This window comes from Picosynechococcus sp. NKBG15041c (assembly GCF_055380235.1).
Map to the genome: position 1 here is coordinate 776,933 of NZ_AP040363.1, position 18,094 is coordinate 795,026.

The window sequence follows — 18,094 nt, forward strand, 5'->3', positions numbered from 1 at the left end:
TAATTTTTCCAAGGCTTTCACTTTGATCTCCAGTGGCATGATGACCCCTACGCAAAAAATTCATCCTTGCCACAACAATTATGTCGAACAAAGTAAAGCCTATCAAAAGCCACTTAGCCCGTACGCCAAATAATGGTTCCCGCCGCCACCAAACCCAGAATGTTTGGAAACCAAGCTCCTAAAAATGGCGTAACCGTACCCCAAACCCCGATGGAACTGGAAATTACAGAAATCATGTAATAGGCAAATACAATGGCGACAGAAAGGCCAACGCTGGTAGCTCGACTAGAATTTTGGGGACGGAGGCCAATGGCACTACCCACCATCGCGAAGACAATGCAGACAAATGGCACAGAGAATTTTTCTTGTTTTTTCACCTGGAGGGTACGGATACGCCGTTCGTTGCGACTTAATCGCAAGCTTTCGAGGCACAGATCAATCACAGGTAGGGTCATTTCATTGGGCTGTTGACACTGGGTCGCCAACACAAGGGGCGCATCAGAAAGTTTAAAGAAACTTGTTTCGAACTTTTCGATGTCACTAAAGGAGCCATTTGCGGCAATCTGATAGATACTACCCTCACGCATTTGCCACCCTTCTTGGGCTGGGTTCCACTGGGCAGCAAGGGCGGTGATAATTCGTTGGGTGTCTGTGGTAGCTCGATCGAGAATTGTGAGGTTGTTCATTTGTTTGCCGTCAAAATTCTCGGCATAAAAAAGGGTTTTCAAAATTTCTCGATTTCCGGTGTCACCTTGGAGACGTTGATATTCAGGATAAATAATATTTTTCTCTTGGTAGTCACTGCTTGCCTCCCCCTTCGCAATTTCGGTGATCTTGGTTGCTTGTCTGAGTGTGCCAGGAACAATCCAGTCGTTTAGGCTAAAGGTGAACCCTGTAATCAAAAGACCGAGAATCAGACCAGGCAGCATCAGGCGCAGAGGTGAGACCCCGGCACTCCGGAGGGCAATAATTTCACTAAAAGAGGAAAGGTTGCTGTAGGCAGTGAGGGTCCCTAAAAGGGTCGCCATGGGTAAGCCTAAAACCAGAAATTCGGGTAAGCGAAGCGCTAAGATCTGGAAGGCGATCGCCCAAGTGATTTCGTTGGCAACGACATTTCGTAGTACCTCAAAAAGAACCCCAATGGTGAGGCCGAGACTCGTGAAAATTCCTAACCCAAACAGGAAAGGCCCCACGAGTTGCGCCATAATATAGCGATCTAACAGTGAAAATACCCTTAAATTTCTCGACATTGTAGTCTAGTCTGAGTGAAGCAGAAAAAATGGGCTGCATCTTTGTCCATAGCCCATCATGCCAAACAAGCTGAGTCTTTGGTTGAAATTGGGGCCACTGATTTATGGCGGATCTTCTCTATAATCGGGAACTCTAAGCCTTAATTGTGATTCAGTGCCATTGCCCTTCGGTTTATTTCAAATTTTATTTTTTTGATAGAGTTTATGTTTGACCTGTTTGCTTCCTTGCTAATTGCCCAAGAGTCTGCCCCATTATTGGTGGCCCAGGAGAACAGGCCAACGGAACAATTACTCCCTCACCAAGCCCCGAGACTGGGGGAAGATCGTCAATCTCCCCTGGAGCGATCGCCCGCCCCAATCATCACGGAATATCAAGAAATTCGCCCGTTACCGGGAAGTTTGAACCAGGTGCCCGTCTTCAATAGCAATAGCCCCGAGGTCATTGCCCAAGAAGGGATTTTATTATCGACTTTCCCGAAATCAGGGAAAGCCCAGGCGATCGCTCACCTCGATACGCCCCTAGAAGGCCGCTTTGATATTTTTACCCACCATATTTCTCGACCCGCCGGAGAACCACGGACCCTCTATCAAGGCTTATTGGTTAATAATCCCACGGGTACGACCCGCACCTTGAGAGTCCTTCAGGGCATCAGTTATCTCAACAGTCAAGATGCACCGTTTCGGGAGTTGTTGCCCCTAGTCAACGACCCCCATGGCCATGTTTTTTCTGGCCCTGGTTCTCGCCTGGTCAGTGATGTCCTTCGAGGAAAAAATCAAACTCAATTCCCCTCAGTCCTGCGGATTCCTCCCTATAGCACCGTCGTTCTAGCGACATTGCCAATTCCGGCCAGTGGCGCCCGTTCTACTTACCTCCAGGTAGAGACCGATGGCAATGTTTATCTTGCAAATTTGGCGAAGTATGAAGTCCGCGAAGAAGCACTGGTTACCCGCATCAATGAGCGGGGCGCCATTGTTGAAGGAAAAACAACTCGCTCACGTCCCCCCAATCTCAATGAATGGCGATCGCTGCTGACCCAAGGACGACTGGCTGCCCCCCGTGATATCCCTCCAGTGCCAACCAGGGATCCCAGCCGTATTGTTTATGGCCGGGTTGCAGGTATTTCTGAGGGAAATCAATGGGAAGCGACGGTGACAGATCCCGATGCCGATACTTTAAAGATCCCCGCAGCAGGATCTGCTATCTCTTTTCCGATTAGCACCACCACCACAGGAACTTTTGGTACCGATCAAATTCAAAGTGCAACAATGCTGACCCGTTATCCAGACACAGCACTCCAAGGCCATGGCAACTATTTGGTGAACTACAAGCTGACTTTTCCTTTAGAAAATCCTACGGATCAAACCCAGCGTACAGCGTTGATTTTTCAGACGCCGATCAAGGATGATCTCCATAACGATCGCCTGACATTTTTTGAAACGCCCCCAGACCGGATCTTCTATCGGGGCACAGTGCGTATCACCTACCCGGATGAATACCGCCGTGAAACGACCCGTTACATTCACCTTGTGCAAAATCGAGGCCAGCAAGCAGAGCCATTAGCCGTTATCGAGATTCCCGCAGGGACGCGACGCACCGCAGAAATCGACTTTTTCTATCCCCCTGATGCAACCCCACCGCAGGTCATCACGGTGGAAACATTCCCGACCACAGAATAATAGTTCTTTGGTTTAAACATAAGTTCAAGGCAAGCGTCGGGGCGGAAACAACTGTCCTAGGGGGAAACCCCAACAGGCAAAATCCCGGCGGATACTCACGGTTGGATGGGGGTCAATTTCTTGGACTGTTTTTTCAGAAATCAGCAATGCAGGTAAAAGAGTGAGGGGAATTTGAAATAGTACATTGCTAAAGAAAAACAGCACAATTGCCGCCCCAAAACCCAGGATGTGCCACTGGGGAAGCATCGCCGCTACACCAATCGCCAAGGGGGCGTAGTGAGCCACTTGCCACAGCAAAATGACCATGGCGATCGCCCCAAGCACATTAAAGACAGGCTGCCTTGTCCCCTGGACGAGGCGGAGGATTTGTCGCTGCCGCTCATCAAGCTGCTCTGGGGGAATTTGCAAAAATGCCAGACCAAAGGGTTGCCAGGGCCGTAAAATTTGCAGGATCCACACTGGCATCCCCCCCAAAAGAATGATTAGGCCCAACTCTAGGTTTGCAACGGGAAAGGGAATACCAACGGCCAAGGCGATCGCCAAGAGAGCCCAGACCAAAGGGAGGAGTGCCAGTCCCGCGATATGTAACCAAAAGTAAGGTTCAAACAACATTTTTCCGACCCCGACTGCCTAGCTTACTAATCAGCTCACGAAATTTATAACGCCATAATGCCCTGAATATCCCATGGCGACCATAGATAAGTAAAGATTCTCCAGCGGGGGCGATCGCCTAACTCTCTTCTTTTAAAGTTATGACGTAAATGTCAAGGAATATAACGAAAAATTAAGTTTGGTTTATCAAATTGTGTCAGAATCACTGCTGCTTCCGGGGCTGGCCAAGATTTTTTGCTAAAACTCTTTATGTGCCTTTGGCTTGCTCACTGTCATACAGCGTCTCGCGCTTCATATAATGTGATGATGAGCTGTGAAATAGTTATACATTTTTTAATATCCATCTGCTTGTCCAAGTAAAGGAGACTCACCATTTATGTTCACTAACGTCAAGTCCGCCATTCGTCGCATCACACCAGATGACATCAATAATCGCACGTTAGTGAAGGTGGTCTATGTCGTGTTGGAATCCCAGTATCAGAGTGCGCTCTCGGCTGCGGTGAAGACGATTAACGCAAACCATCCAAAGATTGCGATCGAAATTAGCGGCTATTTGATCGAAGAACTACGGGACCCTGATAACTATGCCGAGTTTAAGCAGGATGTTTCCCAAGCAAATTTATTTATTGCGTCACTAATTTTTATTGAAGATCTTGCCCAAAAAGTCGTTGAAGCAGTGACCCCTCACCGGGATAATCTCGACGCGGCAATTGTCTTCCCCTCGATGCCAGAGGTGATGCGCCTGAACAAGATGGGAACCTTCTCCATGGCACAGCTGGGCCAGTCCAAGAGTGCGATCGGCGAATTTATGAAGAAGCGTAAGGAAAAATCCGGCGCTTCTTTCCAAGATGCAATGTTGAAGCTGCTGCGCACCTTGCCGAAGGTTCTGAAATATCTGCCTGTAGAGAAAGCCCAGGATGCTCGCAACTTTATGTTGTCCTTCCAGTATTGGCTAGGCGGTTCTTCTGACAACCTCGAAAACTTCCTGTTGATGATGACTGACAAATACATCCTCAAGGGTCAGTTGGGTCAGCGCGACTATGAAGAGCCAGTCGTCTATCCTGACATGGGTATTTGGCATCCCCTCGCACCGAAAATGTTCGAGGATACGAAGGAATATTTGCAGTGGTACAACAACCGTGAAGATATTGGTGAAGATTTAAAAGATCCGCTGGCTCCCTGTATTGGCCTGGTGCTGCAGCGGACGCACCTCGTGACAGGAGATGATGCGCACTATGTGGCGATGTTGCAGGAGTTTGAGTATCGCGGCGCTCGGGTGATTCCCATTTTTGCGGGGGGGTTGGACTTCTCGAAACCTGTGGATGAATTTTTCTGGGATAACACGGTGGCGGGTGTAGAAAAGTTACCGCTCGTTGATACGGTAGTCTCCTTGACTGGGTTTGCCCTCGTCGGTGGTCCCGCCCGTCAGGATCATCCAAAGGCGATCGAATCTTTGAAAAAACTGAATCGTCCCTACATGGTGGCTCTGCCCCTGGTGTTCCAAACCACGGAGGAATGGGAAGAAAGTGATCTCGGTCTGCACCCGATCCAAGTAGCGCTTCAGATTGCTATTCCTGAACTAGATGGGGCGATCGAGCCGATTATTCTCTCGGGTCGCGATGGCATGACGGGCCGCGCGATTACGTTACAGGATCGGGTCGAGGCGATCGCCACCCGTGCGCTGAAGTGGACGAATTTGCGCAAGAAACCCAAGCTTGATAAGAAACTGGCGATCACGATTTTCAGTTTCCCCCCCGACAAAGGAAACATTGGGACAGCCGCTTACCTCGATGTCTTTGGTTCGATCCATGAAGTGATGAAAGGGATGCGGGATAATGGCTACGATGTCCAAGATATTCCCGAAACGCCAAAAGAATTACTCGAAAGCGTGATCCATGATGCCCAAGCGCAATATGCCTCGCCCGAACTCAACATCGCCTACCGCATGAGCGTACCGGAATATGAGCAGTTAACCCCATATTCCACGCGCCTTGAGGAAAACTGGGGCAAACCCCCCGGCAATCTCAACAGCGATGGTCAAAACCTGTTGATCTACGGCAAACATTTCGGCAATCTGTTTATCGGTGTGCAGCCCACCTTTGGTTACGAAGGCGACCCGATGCGCTTGCTGTTCTCCCGTTCTGCTAGCCCCCACCACGGTTTTGCGGCGTACTACACCTACCTAGAGCGGGTTTGGGGCGCGGATGCGGTGCTGCACTTCGGCACCCACGGTTCGCTGGAATTTATGCCCGGTAAGCAAATGGGGATGTCCGGCGACTGTTACCCCGATAATCTGATCGGCAACATTCCCAACATCTACTACTACGCAGCGAATAACCCCTCAGAAGCGACGATCGCCAAACGTCGGAGTTATGCCAATACCATTTCCTACCTGACTCCTCCGGCGGAAAATGCAGGTCTGTACAAAGGTTTGAAGGAATTGAGCGAGTTGATCGCCTCCTACCAAACCCTAAAAGATGGCGGGCGCGGTGTGCAGATTGTGAACACGATCATGGATCAGGCGCGGATCTGTAACCTCGATAAGGACATCACCTTCCCCGAACAGGATGCAGGCACATTGACCCAAGACGAACGCGATAATATCGTCGGTTTGGTCTACCGCAAGCTGATGGAAATCGAATCCCGTCTGTTGCCCTGTGGTCTGCATGTCATCGGCAAACCCCCCACCGCTGAAGAGGCGATCGCCACCCTTGTGAACATTGCCAGCCTTGATCGTGAAGAAGAGGGCATCACAGGCTTACCCAGCATCATCGCCAAGAGCCTCGGACGTAGTATCGAAGACGTTTACCGCAACAGCGACAAGGGGATTTTAGAAGACGTTGAACTCCTCCAAGCGATCACCGAAGCCTGCCGTGCCGCCGTTCGTGCGCTCGTCATGGAACAGGTCAATGCCGAAGGTCGCGTCTCCCTCGTCTCCAAGCTCAACTTCTTCAACATGGGCAAAAAAGAACCTTGGGTCGAAGCCCTCCACGAAGCAGGCTACAAAAACGTCGATCAGGACCTACTCAAGCCCCTCTTTGCCTACCTCGAATTCTGTCTCGAACAGGTTTGCGCCGACAAAGAACTCGGTGGCTTACTCAAAGCCCTCGAAGGCGAATACGTTCTCCCCGGTCCCGGTGGCGATCCGATCCGCAACCCCAACGTGCTTCCCACAGGTAAAAATATCCACGCCCTCGATCCCCAGTCGATCCCGACCCTTGCGGCAGTCCAGTCCGCTAAAGTCGTCGTCGATCGCCTGATTGAGCGACAAAAACTCGACAATGGCGGCAACTACCCCGAAACGATCGCCTGCGTCCTGTGGGGAACCGACAACATCAAAACCTACGGTGAATCCTTGGCGCAAATCATGTGGATGGTCGGTGCAAGACCCGTCCCCGATGCCCTCGGTCGCGTCAACAAACTCGAACTGATTCCTCTCGAAGAACTTGGTCGTCCCCGCATCGACGTCGTCGTCAACTGTTCCGGCGTATTCCGTGACCTGTTCATCAACCAAATGAACCTTTTGGATCAAGCCGTCAAAATGGCAGCCGAAGCCGACGAACCCCTCGAAATGAACTATGTGCGCAAACACGCCCTAGAACAAGCCGAGGAAATGGGCATCAACATCCGCCAAGCCGCGACCCGCATCTTCTCCAATGCGTCCGGTTCCTACTCCTCCAACGTCAACCTCGCCGTTGAAAACAGTTCTTGGGAAGAGGAAAAAGAGTTACAGGATATGTACCTCAACCGGAAATCCTTCGCCTTTAACTCCGATAACCCCGGCGTGATGGACGAAAACCGCAAGGTATTTGAATCTGCCCTGAAGAAAGCTGATGTGTCCTTCCAGAACCTTGATTCCTCGGAAATCAGCTTAACGGATGTATCCCACTACTTCGACTCTGACCCCACCAAGGTCATTGCTTCCCTGCGGGATGACGGCAAGAAACCCGCTGCCTACATTGCCGATACCACCACAGCCAATGCTCAGGTGCGTACCCTATCGGAAACCGTGCGTTTAGATGCGCGGACAAAACTGCTCAATCCCAAGTGGTATGAGGGGATGCTGTCCCACGGTTACGAAGGTGTGCGCGAACTGTCCAAGCGTCTGGTGAATACGATGGGTTGGTCAGCAACGGCGGACGCAGTGGATAACTGGGTTTACGAAGATACCAACGAAACCTTCATTAAGGACGAAGAAATGTGTAAGCGTCTGATGGATTTGAACCCTAATTCTTTCCGCCGGATGGTCAGCACCTTACTCGAAGTGAATGGACGTGGGTACTGGGAAACCAGCGATGAGAACCTTGAGCGTTTGCAACAGCTTTATCAAGAAGTTGAAGATCGTATCGAAGGTATCGACGGTTAAGCGATTAATGACAATTTAATCAATAGAGGGTGGGCTAGTCCCGCCTTTTTTTTGTCTCAAGCTTTGTATTGACGATGTAAAGATGTGTTGGTTATCCTGTAACTGATGGATATTTTCTATACGCTAAACGGCATTACGTTTGTTTGGAATGCGGACAAGGCACAAAGTAATTTTCTGAAGCATGATGGGGTATCTTTCCAGCAAGCAGCGGGAGTCTTTTTTGATCCTTTTTTGGTTGTTGTCGATGCCAGTCGTAATCAGGAAGCCCGTGATGCGGTCATTGGTTTAGATCAAAAATGGAATTTACTGTTTGTGGTTTATATCGACAAGGAAGATGAAATGATTCGCATTATTTCAGCCCGTAAGGCGACGCGACAGGAGCGTGAATTTTATGAAGTTTGAAGATCTTAAAAAACGGCTGGATAAAGATCGCCCGATGACAACGATTACGATGCGGATGCCAGAAGATGTAATTGATGACCTAAAGCGTATCGCACCTTTACTGGGTTTTTCTGGTTATCAGCCTTTGATGCGTGCTTACATTGGGCAAGGATTACGCTCTGATTTAGAAAAACTAGAAAATAATTCGATGAATACTTTAATCGCAAACTTAAAACGTAATGGTGTAAGCGATGATGTAATTCAGTTAGCTTTAAAAGATCTATAACTGGAAATCATAAGATATGGATTTATCTAGTTTCCAATTTATCGAAAATAATATTTTTTCAGAGACAGAGTCAACAGTTCTTGAGTTCAAGATGATAACTCCTGAAGCTCCGAAACGAAAAGATCAACAACAACAAATTAGAAAGAAATTCTGGAATTATTGTAAAGAGTATGCAGTTGCATTCTTGAATGCTAATGTCTCAGGAGACTTGCTAGTAGGTATTCTAGATGAAAAAAATAAACCGCATTATATCAAAGGGATTAAGCTAGAAGACTCTTTTAAAGACGAGCTTGACAGAAATACAAATAGTAAATTAACAGAAATTAAACCCAAAGTCCCAGTTTCTTGCTTTAGTCTGCATTTTCATCCGCTTTTGATTAGTAATGGCAAAAGATACGAAGAGCATTATGTGATCCAGTTTTCTGTTAAACCGATTAAAGAACAAGATTGTTTGTATACAACAAATAGTGGTCGTTGTTGGATTCGACGAGGAACAGAAAATGTCACGCTCTCAGATGAAGATGGTTCGTTTAGAGCAGAATTCAAGAAAAAGAATTTGAGAGTACTCAATAATAAGTTAGAAGAAAACTATGAAAAACTTGAAAAAGAACCTGATAGTCCCAAATTAATTCTTGAGAGAGCACGTTTACTAGGGGATTACGGGGAATCTATTGAATCACAAAAATATTATGAAGAATATATTAAACTAATTCCGGGTAATCAGACTGTCAGACAAGAATATGCATCAACATTTCAACTTGAGGATAAAGATCAACTCCAAAAAGCGTTGAACGTTCTGGGAATTAAAGAAGATGACCATAAGCTGATTACAACAGTGAACAGTAGGCTTAATGATTATATGTGGTGTATTAATACAGGAGTCTTTTTGAGAAAAGTAAAACGGTACAAAGATGCTATTCATTTTTTTAACATGGCATTAAAAATCAATCCTAAATATCGAAAAGCGGCATATGAAAAGAATAAAACCTATATTTTGCTTTACAAAAAAATAATTTTCTATAGAATTATCTATCAAGTACTTGATCTTTAAATATTGATTCCTGTCGTGAATACTGCGACGGCTAGATTTTAAGAGCCATATAGGGCTTTATAAGTGACACTAATGCTATTGGTAGTGCAAAGCAGAAAAGTCGAATATTGAGGTCAAGTACTCTTTTTATTATGAATTTTTTTCGATACTCCCCAAACACTACTGTTCTACTGGAAGAAAGTACAGAGGATCTGTCTAGAAAATTTCAGTCATTACAAACAGTTAAGGACTTGGCTGATTTATTGGGGACGTCCTATAGCTGCCTGGTTTATTATGCAGTTGGTAGTATTGGAAATAAAAATAGATATAAGAGCTTTCTCGTACCAAAGCGATCTGGTGGAAGTAGAAGAATAACAATCCCCCAAAAATCTCTTAAAACACTTCAACGCAAACTTAGTCAAGTTCTATATACGCAATATAATCCGAGGCCCTGTGTGCACGGATATGTTGTTGGGAAAAATGTCATTACTAATGCAAATAGTCATCGTCGTAAAGCTTTTATATTCAATCTAGATATCCAAGATTTCTTTGGTTCAATCAATTTAGGAAGGGTAAGGGGATTATTCATGGCCAAACCTTTCTTCTTTTCAAATGAAGTTGCTACGACAATTGCCAACTTATGCTGTCATGAAAATAAGCTACCTCAAGGATCACCATCTTCGCCAATAATTTCCAACTTTATATGCCAACAACTTGATCAAGAATTGTCATATTTTGCAAAAAAAATCGACTTTACTACACAAGGTATTCTGATGACATCACTTTTTCTTCAAAGTACTTAGATGTTTTGTCAGCTCTCATTAAAAATCTAGATTTAGTTAGAGAGAAGTATCCAATACTAGTGAGTGACGAATTAGAGTACTTATTTACGAGTAATGGTTTTACTTTAAATCAAAATAAAATACGCCTCTTATATCCCCATCAAAAACAGCAAGTTACAGGTCTAGTTGTCAATAAAAAGTTAAACGTCAGTCGAAAATATATTCGTAATCTTCGCGCGGCACTATACTCTTGGGAAAAGTTTGGATTAGAGAAAGCAAGTCAAGTTTATTTGGAAAAATATGCAAAAACTCCTACACTAAAGCGAAAGAAAAAATCATCTTTTGTTGAGGCAATACGAGGAAAAATAGAATTTTCGAAGAATGTTCGGGGAAGAAGCGATCCAATAACTCAAAAATTTTTGGATAAATATAGTGAACTTTACAAGAGAGATGTTATTCAAGCAAAAGAGGAACCAGATAGTCAATCAACTTAAACGGAAAAGTTTTGTATTATGATCGTCGAGAAATTTAGTTTGAAATGGCAGGCAATCGCCTGCCATTTCAGTAGCTGCCCTTGGGCGATCGCCCCTTATTTTCTAAAAAAATCAGATAGCTCAGACCAAGAGTGAATCCAAGCTACCTTGGCGCTCTAGCGCGTAAATGTCATCACAGCCGCCGATATGTTGGTCGTTGATAAAAATCTGGGGGAGACTACTACGACCATTGGCCCGTTCGGTCATCACATCCCGTGCTTGGCGATCACCATCAATACAATACTCAGTGTATTTCACCTGTTTTTTGTCGAGGAGATGCTTGGCGCGGATACAAAAAGGGCAAGTGCTCCAAGTGTAGATTTCAACGGTTGCGGCCATAATTAAAATTTTCCTGAAATGTAACAATTTATGTCAAGTTTAGCGTTTTCTGTCCCCGAAGAATAAACATCGCAGCTTTCCCTTGGGCTTACGGCAACGTTATAAAGATTCGATGCAGTGCGCCAAGACGCTTTGGAATCACGCGTCAGGCATTATTTTTCAATCAGACAGCGGTAAATATTTACACAATTTTGGCGCATCAAAAAAATCCACGCTTAGCATTTGGGTAAAGAATCACGGCAAAGGGTTCAGAGATGTCAGAGAGAAAGCGGATCAACCTGTCACTCAGTGCAGAGCATCCTCAACTGCTAGCAGGGTTAGATCAGTTGTTGCAACTGGGATTAATCAGCCACGACTGGGTCTTATTACTGGGGCGATCGCAGCTCTCTTGTCCCATTCCAGACGAAGCAGAGCGCAAAATTCCAGCCAAACAAAAAAAAGATTCCCAAGAGCGAATCCCCGTTATCGTCGGGGCATTGGCAGCCGCTCAGAGGTTCCAAAGAACTTTGCCCCGACAAGCGAAAACACCCAATATTCTAGAACGCTTTTTTGAAGAGCTTTCAGTGCGCTGGCTCTTATTTCTTGGGGTTTTTCTCGTCGTTCTTTCCTCAGGGGTATTGGTCGCCAGTCAATGGGGGAATTTTCCTCCGCTGGGACAATATCTAGTGTTATGGAGTTACACCGTATTGTTCGGTTGTACGGGTTTGTGGGCAAACCGTCAGGTCGCTTTAAATTTAACTGCCCGCACCCTGCAAATCATCGCAATGTTGCTGGTGCCGTTAAATTTCTGGGCGGTCGATCAATTGGCTGTGTGGACATCATCTTGGGCTGGTTGGGTGGCGATCGCCTTGATCATCCCGTTGCTTGGGGGAGTCGATTACTTCACAAAGGCGCATGCCTGGTCAAAACCCATGGTGGCGGGCTTCATCGCCCTAGGATTGTGCCATTGGGGCTGGGAAAGCATCTTCCCACCAGTGGGAGCAGTTTATTTGAGTATTGGGATTATTCTGGTGATTTTCTGGGGATTACCCCTGGCGGCTGAGCGCACTCATTCCCCAAAAATTCCCGAAAAAACGGGCTCAGAATTTTTACTCTTTGGCTTGGGATTATTACTATTTCGAGGCATTACCGTGACGGGGATCCCCATCGGGGAATTGGGCTTAGGGCTCGGGGCCCTGGGTTGGCTCTTGACGACATTAGAGCGACCAAGGGCTGTGGCTCAAGCTTCGGTGAAAGTTTCTCCCTTTTGGGAAATTGGCGGTGGTATATTGCTGCTGCTTGGTTGGTTAGTCACCGTTGGCCGCTATGACTGGCAGGTGTTAGGAGTATCAGCTTTAGGGATCATGTGGCTGCTCCAAAGGCTGCGACGCACCTGGCTGGTGACGGATTTGGTGGCGTTGTTTGTGGTGGGTCTACAAGGGGGCATTCTGTGTCGCAATATTATTCCATTGGGGTTTAAAACGTCAGCGACGGCGGCAGCGGTGGAATTTTCCCAAGCCTATGATTTTCCCTACGCAATTTATAGCGTCACTCTTCTTCCCTATCTGGTGATTTGGGCGATCGCCGCCCTGTGGTTTTATCGCCGAGGGAAAGTCAATCTCGCCCTAACCTCAGAAAGATTGCTGTTAATGTTGGGCCTGATTTTGGTGGCCTTGAGTTTACCCAATCCCACCTGGCGTGCCTTGAATTTAAGCATTTCAGCCGGAATTTGGTTTTATTTTGCGGAATATAGCCGTCCCCAACTGCGCCTTGGTTATCTTTACCTCTGTCACGGGATGGCTCTCTTAGCTCTGGCTGGGATCATTGGCCGCTTCTCACCACCCGGAGATTTTTTATTATGGGGACAACTCTGTCTATTGGCCCTGGTGTTGGAATGGGGATTTTGCCTGTGGCCCACCACCTGTCACCGCCGTAAAACTTGGCAACGAAGTAGTTGGTATTTTGGGTTTATTTTGGCGATCGCCAGTTTAATTACTCTCCTCATTACGCCTTCTGTGGTCTCCCCTCTCTGGCGATTGTTATGGCTTGTGGTGCCAGGGATGGCGACCTTAGTTGCTTGGAACAAAAGGCGACAATGGCGACGGGAAGGGGTGCTGCTCAGCATTGCTGCCTTGGTGGGGTTACCTGTTTGCGGCTTGGTGACTTACGATTGGGAGTTTTTGATCGGGGGGAGTTTTACCGAGTCCAGCAGTTGGCTTTTTTTAACAATTTGCTGGGCGATCGCCGGAATTTTAATGTCTATTAATGTGCGTTTATTGCCCCTTGCTCACCTGGCATCCTTACACCTCGCCTTTGGGAGTGCCTTAATTCTGACGGTAGCGGCCCAGTGGTCGCAGGCTTGGACTTGGCTCATTGTAGGCAGTTTGACCAGTGCTCTGTGGTGGGGTCTGAGCCATTTTTTACAACGGCACCGTCAATATCTGGGGCGACTGTACCGCAACGCAAGCCAGCAGTGGGGTCTATTGTTTGCCGGTTCTGTGGCCTTAGCCTTGGCAAATTACTGTACTGAACAATGGCGCTATTTCGAGTCCGTTGAAGCTCACCCCGAGATTCTGGTCAGTAGTGGTATTTTGGCGTTGGTCTTGTTCAAAAAATATGGGCCAAAGCCCCAGGAGGAAGCGTTTGCGATGGGGGCGATCGCCCTCGAAGGTATCGTTTTAGAAGGGGCTCGTTTACAGGGGAGTAGCCCCACGGCGATCGCCATGGTTCATTTCGTTTTAGCGGCGATCTTTTGGCAACTCCAACCCAAGGCCACCGCTCTAAAAACCTTGACCACTTGGCGGGCCTATCCCCTCATCTTTACAAGCCTTGGGTGGTTTTGGCGGTGGGGCTATTTTGAAACTTATACGGGGCTGGCTTCCCTGGTAGCCGGCATTTTATTTTTGGCGATCGCCCAAACCTATCCCAAGCTCAGTGGTTTTTTACGGTTGCTTGGCTTTAGCGGCATTACCCTTGGTCTGTACGAAATTGTTCTTTTTCAAATGTCGCGCAGCAGTGGCGGAAATTTGGGGGATGCCCTAATTCTTCTTGCGGTGGTGGGGATTATTCTCGCCCTTTTTTATCGTAGTTTTTACTGGCTACTGAGCCACCAACAAAAAACCGAAATCTATGGTATTCCCCTCCAAGAAATACTCACCGCCGCCCATCTCCACTGGTTGATTGCAGCCAGCTTTAAGCTCCTCACACTTCCCTACTTTTTATCTACGCCGCCAAACCTGAAAATTTTGGCGATCGCCGTGAATCTTGGCCTTGCTCTCTATGCTTTCATCCAAGCCCAAAACTCCACAAATCGAGCCTCGCAATCCTCAGACTGGTGGATTTATCTCGGTGCCATAGAACTTACAACAACAGGCATTCAAGCTCGCTGGATGTGGACTGAAATCCAAAGTCTCGATTCTGTGCGAGTTCTCCTCGTGTCAATCCTGGCCCTTTTCATTTTTCAACTGCCTTGGTCAAACCTCGGCTGGCGCGAAGCCCCATGGCATCGTCTGGCGATCGCCATGCCAGCCCTTTGTCTTACCGCCACCCAAGATGCGTCCTATCTCAGCCTCATTAGCATCAGCATCGTCTATCTCCGTCTGGCACAAGTACAACAAAATATCCGTTGGAGTTATATCAGCCTCATTTTTGGCAACTGGCTCATCGCTAAAACTCTGGCTGATTTTGACCTTAACCAGCCCCTCAGTTACGGTCTCCAAATTGGTCTGAGTATTTTACTGATCGTCCAACTAGACCCTAGCTTCAAATCAAAATATCAACGCAAACACAAACATTATTGGCGGCTCATCGGCAGCGGTCTTATCTGCCTCATTGCCCTAGTTTATTACCAAGAATTTGGCATTACCCCAGCTCTCATTAGTCTAGGCTTAATCTTCCTAGCCCTCGGCTCTCAGATCCGTGCTTTTCTTTATAACGGCACAATTACCCTCATGCTGACAGGCGTTTATCAATTGGTGATCCTAATTGACCGCTACGCCTTCGCCAAATGGATCATTAGCCTTATTGCTGGAATTATTTTAATCAGCATTGCCGCAAACTTTGAAAAACGTCGTATCCAGATCCTTTCTACACTGCATCATTGGCTCGAAGAATTTAGCCTCTGGCAATAACAATATAAATGATGGCGATTAACTTTAAAAATAGTCAATACCCCAATCCCAGAAGTATTTTGAACCATACCTGTAATGCTGAGTGAACAATCGCGAGAGCGAGCTTGCTCACAGCCAATGCTTCGGGTAAGGGCGCCCTGGCACGACACGACTGAAAATGACTGTCAACCAGACAATCATTACAGAACCACACAAAGCAGGCGTCAAAATAAACTGCCAAGAAGCATGGCTCAAAATGCCAATTAATGCCACCGCCCCCGAAGGTGGGTGCACCGTCCGGGTGAGTTGCATTAACTTGATGGTTACGGCCACCGCTAAACCCATAACCCAGGGAGCATCCCCAAACAAATGAAATAACACCACACAACTACATGCCCCGATTACATTGCCCACAATCACATTACGAGGCTGAGCTAATGGACTATCCGGCACCCCGAAAACCAGCACTGCTGTAGCCCCAAAAGGGGCGGCAATTAAAGGATAAGAACTATAAAGCGAAATATAAGCGAGGGTCGAAATTCCAATAAAACTCCCCAAAAATGACAAACTAATGTGCTGCCAAGAGAAGCTAGGCTGATGTTTGCGACTCTGTTGTAGCGCGTAAAATTTGCGTCGCCAACGTCTTAAAATCACTATATTAGAGCGTTTTTGCAGTCGAATAGATGCCCGCTGGGGAGATGCTGACATAAAAGGTTTTATCAAGATTAATGGAATTGCTGGAGTTTAATACTTTACTTCATGCAATAAATTAAATGTATCATGACATTTTTGCATTTATTGATTTTCTACAAGATAAATTTGTGATTTCAATGTCAATTTTTACTTATAGAATTAGCAAAAAATTACCTTATTCATCAGTCAGATTGAAAGCGATAAATAGACAAAAAAACAGGTGAAGTTTTCTTCACCTGTATCAAGCATTCATGGTTTATTGCTCGAAGCCTCAGCCCCCTGCTACGGCAGGGACAATGCTGACTTCATCACCGTCATTCAGAGCTGTTTCAACACCGTCAAGAAAGCGGATATCTTCTTCATTGACGTAGAGGTTTAAAAAGCGCCGGGGGTTACCCTGTTCATCACAGAGGCGAGCTTTGATGCCGGGACAGTTTGTTTCTAAGGCATCGAGCAATTCTTTAATGGAAGAACCAGAACATTCAACGGTAGGTTGGTCCTTCGTAAACTTTTGGAGCGGGGTGGGGACTAGAACTTTAATTGCCATTTTTAAGAGACAAATTTTGACTAAGTTAACGACAGAATAAAACTGGGCAAATTTTTGACGTAGGCTAAAAATTTACCCAATTTAGAACAGCAACTATACCAAAGTTTGCTGCCACTCTAGACGCTCAAGGGTGCGAGCTCGTTCGAGGGCTTGCTCGAAGGCTTCGAGGTTTGCCTCGATGGTAAGGGGCTCACCAGCGGCATTTTGGACGGCTTCCTGAGTCTTGAGACCATTGCCTGTAATGTAAACAACTGTTTTTTCATCGGGGTTGATTTTGCCTGCTTCTACCAGTTTCTTCAACACAGCGATGGTTGTGCCGCCAGCGGTTTCAGTAAAGATGCCTTCGGTTTCGGCGAGGAGTTTGATCCCTTCGACGATTTCGGTGTCATTGACATCCTCGATGTTGCCATTGGTCTTGTTGGCAATTTCCACGGCGTAAACACCGTCAGCGGGGTTGCCGATCGCAATGGATTTGGCGATCGTGTTGGGCTTAACGGGGGTGATGAAGTCGCGGCCTTCTTTGTAAGCTTGGGAAATAGGGGAACAACCTTCTGCCTGGGCGCCACTAAAGCGAACGGCTTTATCTTCCACAAGACCGACTTTAACGAATTCATTAAAACCTTTGTAGATCTTCGTGAACAAAGAACCGGAGGCAAGGGGGGCAACCACATGGTCAGGCAGTTCCCAGCCAAGCTGTTCGATCACTTCGTAGCCGAGGGTCTTGGAACCTTCGGAGTAGTAGGGGCGGAGGTTGATATTCACAAAGCCCCAACCATGGGAATTCGCTACTTCGGAACAAAGACGGTTGACTTGGTCATAGTTACCGTGAACCGCCATCAAAATGGGGTTGTAGATCAAAGTGCCGAGGACTTTACCAGCTTCAAGATCGGAGGGGATAAAAACGCAACAGTCGAGGCCAGCATGGGCGGCGATCGCCGCTGTGGAGTTGGCCAAATTCCCAGTACTGGCACAGGAAACGGTAGAAAAACCCAATTCGCGGGCGCGGGTCAATGCGACGGATACCACCCGGTCCTTGAAACTCAAGGTAGGCATATTGACCGCATCATTTTTGATGTAAAGCTCCTTGAGACCGAGGCGACGGGCCAAACGATTTGCTTTGAGGAGGGGGGTAAAACCAGTACCCACATCGATGGGCCCCCCAGCAACGGGCAAAAATTCTTTGTAGCGCCAGATAGACTTGGGGCCAGCTTCGATGCTTGCGCGGCTTACTTTGCTGGCGATTTTGTCGTAGTCATACTTCACTTCGAGGGGGCCAAAGCAAAATTCACAAACATGGAGGGCTTTGGGTTCGTACTCGGCGCCACATTCCTTACAGGCGAGGGCGGTGAAGTTGGCGGTGTCGAGGGAGGCGACGGCAGTATCAAGGGTTGCTTGAGTCATTGAATGTTTTCTCCGTTTCCATGAATGCTGAATGCTTAGTTGAAAGTCATAGTAAACAGTAAAAAAGCCGGCGTCAATCATACCCGATAAAAATAGTCGGGATTAAAGC

At 47.0% G+C, this 18,094-nt stretch carries 14 protein-coding genes; 8 read left to right on the forward strand and 6 right to left on the reverse strand.

Annotation, left to right across the window (positions count from 1 at the left end; genetic code table 11):
* Positions 1 to 113: 113 nt before the first annotated feature.
* Complete coding sequence (locus ACZ45B_RS03835) at positions 114 to 1,205, reverse strand: LptF/LptG family permease (RefSeq protein WP_236612464.1); 1,092 nt, start codon at positions 1,203 to 1,205, stop codon at positions 114 to 116.
* 249 nt (positions 1,206 to 1,454) lie between these two features.
* Here ACZ45B_RS03835 and ACZ45B_RS03840 point away from each other — a divergent pair, with 249 nt between their 5' ends.
* Entirely contained in the window at positions 1,455 to 2,927 is a 1,473-nt protein-coding gene (locus ACZ45B_RS03840; RefSeq protein ID WP_024546052.1) for a DUF3370 domain-containing protein, read from the forward strand.
* A gap of 24 nt (positions 2,928 to 2,951) precedes the next feature.
* On the opposite strand, the gene ACZ45B_RS03845 is transcribed toward ACZ45B_RS03840, so the two are convergent.
* The gene (locus ACZ45B_RS03845; RefSeq protein ID WP_024546051.1) at positions 2,952 to 3,539 is read right to left on the reverse strand and encodes a low-complexity tail membrane protein; all 588 of its coding nucleotides are present in this window, start codon (positions 3,537 to 3,539) and stop codon (positions 2,952 to 2,954) included.
* Between the two features lie 376 nt (positions 3,540 to 3,915).
* Between ACZ45B_RS03845 and ACZ45B_RS03850 the strand changes: the two genes are divergently transcribed.
* The 6 genes from ACZ45B_RS03850 to ACZ45B_RS03875 all read left to right on the forward strand — a co-directional run bounded on the left by ACZ45B_RS03850 (position 3,916) and on the right by ACZ45B_RS03875 (position 10,878).
* Positions 3,916 to 7,905, forward strand: coding sequence for a magnesium chelatase subunit H (locus ACZ45B_RS03850; RefSeq protein ID WP_024546050.1), 3,990 nt, complete (start codon positions 3,916 to 3,918; stop codon positions 7,903 to 7,905).
* A gap of 105 nt (positions 7,906 to 8,010) precedes the next feature.
* The gene (locus tag ACZ45B_RS03855; RefSeq protein ID WP_024546049.1) at positions 8,011 to 8,307 is read left to right on the forward strand and encodes a BrnT family toxin; all 297 of its coding nucleotides are present in this window, start codon (positions 8,011 to 8,013) and stop codon (positions 8,305 to 8,307) included.
* Entirely contained in the window at positions 8,297 to 8,572 is a 276-nt protein-coding gene (locus ACZ45B_RS03860; protein WP_024546048.1) for a hypothetical protein, read from the forward strand. The genes ACZ45B_RS03855 and ACZ45B_RS03860 overlap by 11 nt, the downstream gene beginning before the upstream one ends.
* Before the next feature lie 16 nt (positions 8,573 to 8,588).
* The gene (locus tag ACZ45B_RS03865) at positions 8,589 to 9,623 is read left to right on the forward strand and encodes an RNA-binding domain-containing protein (RefSeq protein ID WP_038027906.1); all 1,035 of its coding nucleotides are present in this window, start codon (positions 8,589 to 8,591) and stop codon (positions 9,621 to 9,623) included.
* Between the two features lie 230 nt (positions 9,624 to 9,853).
* On the forward strand, positions 9,854 to 10,405 hold the full coding sequence (locus tag ACZ45B_RS03870) for a reverse transcriptase family protein (RefSeq protein ID WP_158505988.1): 552 nt from the start codon (positions 9,854 to 9,856) through the stop codon (positions 10,403 to 10,405).
* Positions 10,406 to 10,464: 59 nt separating this feature from the next.
* Positions 10,465 to 10,878 carry an RNA-dependent RNA polymerase family protein gene (locus ACZ45B_RS03875; RefSeq protein ID WP_051352934.1) on the forward strand — a complete coding sequence of 138 codons (414 nt, stop codon included), beginning with the start codon at positions 10,465 to 10,467 and terminating at the stop codon, positions 10,876 to 10,878.
* Between the two features lie 120 nt (positions 10,879 to 10,998).
* On the opposite strand, the gene grxC is transcribed toward ACZ45B_RS03875, so the two are convergent.
* Positions 10,999 to 11,256, reverse strand: a complete 258-nt coding sequence (grxC, locus tag ACZ45B_RS03880) for a glutaredoxin 3 (RefSeq protein WP_024546046.1) — start codon at positions 11,254 to 11,256, stop codon at positions 10,999 to 11,001.
* 254 nt (positions 11,257 to 11,510) lie between these two features.
* Between grxC and ACZ45B_RS03885 the strand changes: the two genes are divergently transcribed.
* On the forward strand, positions 11,511 to 15,365 hold the full coding sequence (locus tag ACZ45B_RS03885) for a hypothetical protein (RefSeq protein WP_464674997.1): 3,855 nt from the start codon (positions 11,511 to 11,513) through the stop codon (positions 15,363 to 15,365).
* A gap of 108 nt (positions 15,366 to 15,473) precedes the next feature.
* On the opposite strand, the gene ACZ45B_RS03890 is transcribed toward ACZ45B_RS03885, so the two are convergent.
* From ACZ45B_RS03890 to thrC, 3 genes are all read right to left on the reverse strand, one after another.
* Positions 15,474 to 16,052, reverse strand: a complete 579-nt coding sequence (locus ACZ45B_RS03890; protein WP_029681836.1) for an HPP family protein — start codon at positions 16,050 to 16,052, stop codon at positions 15,474 to 15,476.
* Between the two features lie 256 nt (positions 16,053 to 16,308).
* Positions 16,309 to 16,584 carry a MoaD/ThiS family protein gene (locus tag ACZ45B_RS03895; RefSeq protein WP_024546042.1) on the reverse strand — a complete coding sequence of 92 codons (276 nt, stop codon included), beginning with the start codon at positions 16,582 to 16,584 and terminating at the stop codon, positions 16,309 to 16,311.
* Positions 16,585 to 16,677: 93 nt separating this feature from the next.
* Positions 16,678 to 17,985: a threonine synthase gene (thrC, locus tag ACZ45B_RS03900; RefSeq protein WP_024546041.1), complete on the reverse strand. Its 1,308-nt coding sequence runs from the start codon at positions 17,983 to 17,985 to the stop codon at positions 16,678 to 16,680.
* Between the last annotated feature and the right edge of the window lie 109 nt (positions 17,986 to 18,094).

Bases quoted from the DNA above. Each gene is read 5' to 3' on its own strand.
- ACZ45B_RS03890 (WP_029681836.1), bottom strand. From the start codon at position 16,052: ATGTCAGCATCTCCCCAGCGGGCATCTATTCGACTGCAAAAACGCTCT.
- ACZ45B_RS03865 (WP_038027906.1), top strand. From the start codon at position 8,589: ATGGATTTATCTAGTTTCCAATTTATCGAAAATAATATTTTTTCAGAG.
- thrC (WP_024546041.1), bottom strand. From the start codon at position 17,985: ATGACTCAAGCAACCCTTGATACTGCCGTCGCCTCCCTCGACACCGCC.
- ACZ45B_RS03885 (WP_464674997.1), top strand. From the start codon at position 11,511: ATGTCAGAGAGAAAGCGGATCAACCTGTCACTCAGTGCAGAGCATCCT.
- ACZ45B_RS03855 (WP_024546049.1), top strand. From the start codon at position 8,011: ATGGATATTTTCTATACGCTAAACGGCATTACGTTTGTTTGGAATGCG.
- ACZ45B_RS03895 (WP_024546042.1), bottom strand. From the start codon at position 16,584: ATGGCAATTAAAGTTCTAGTCCCCACCCCGCTCCAAAAGTTTACGAAG.
- ACZ45B_RS03860 (WP_024546048.1), top strand. From the start codon at position 8,297: ATGAAGTTTGAAGATCTTAAAAAACGGCTGGATAAAGATCGCCCGATG.
- ACZ45B_RS03835 (WP_236612464.1), bottom strand. From the start codon at position 1,205: ATGGCGCAACTCGTGGGGCCTTTCCTGTTTGGGTTAGGAATTTTCACG.
- ACZ45B_RS03845 (WP_024546051.1), bottom strand. From the start codon at position 3,539: ATGTTGTTTGAACCTTACTTTTGGTTACATATCGCGGGACTGGCACTC.
- grxC (WP_024546046.1), bottom strand. From the start codon at position 11,256: ATGGCCGCAACCGTTGAAATCTACACTTGGAGCACTTGCCCTTTTTGT.
- ACZ45B_RS03850 (WP_024546050.1), top strand. From the start codon at position 3,916: ATGTTCACTAACGTCAAGTCCGCCATTCGTCGCATCACACCAGATGAC.
- ACZ45B_RS03840 (WP_024546052.1), top strand. From the start codon at position 1,455: ATGTTTGACCTGTTTGCTTCCTTGCTAATTGCCCAAGAGTCTGCCCCA.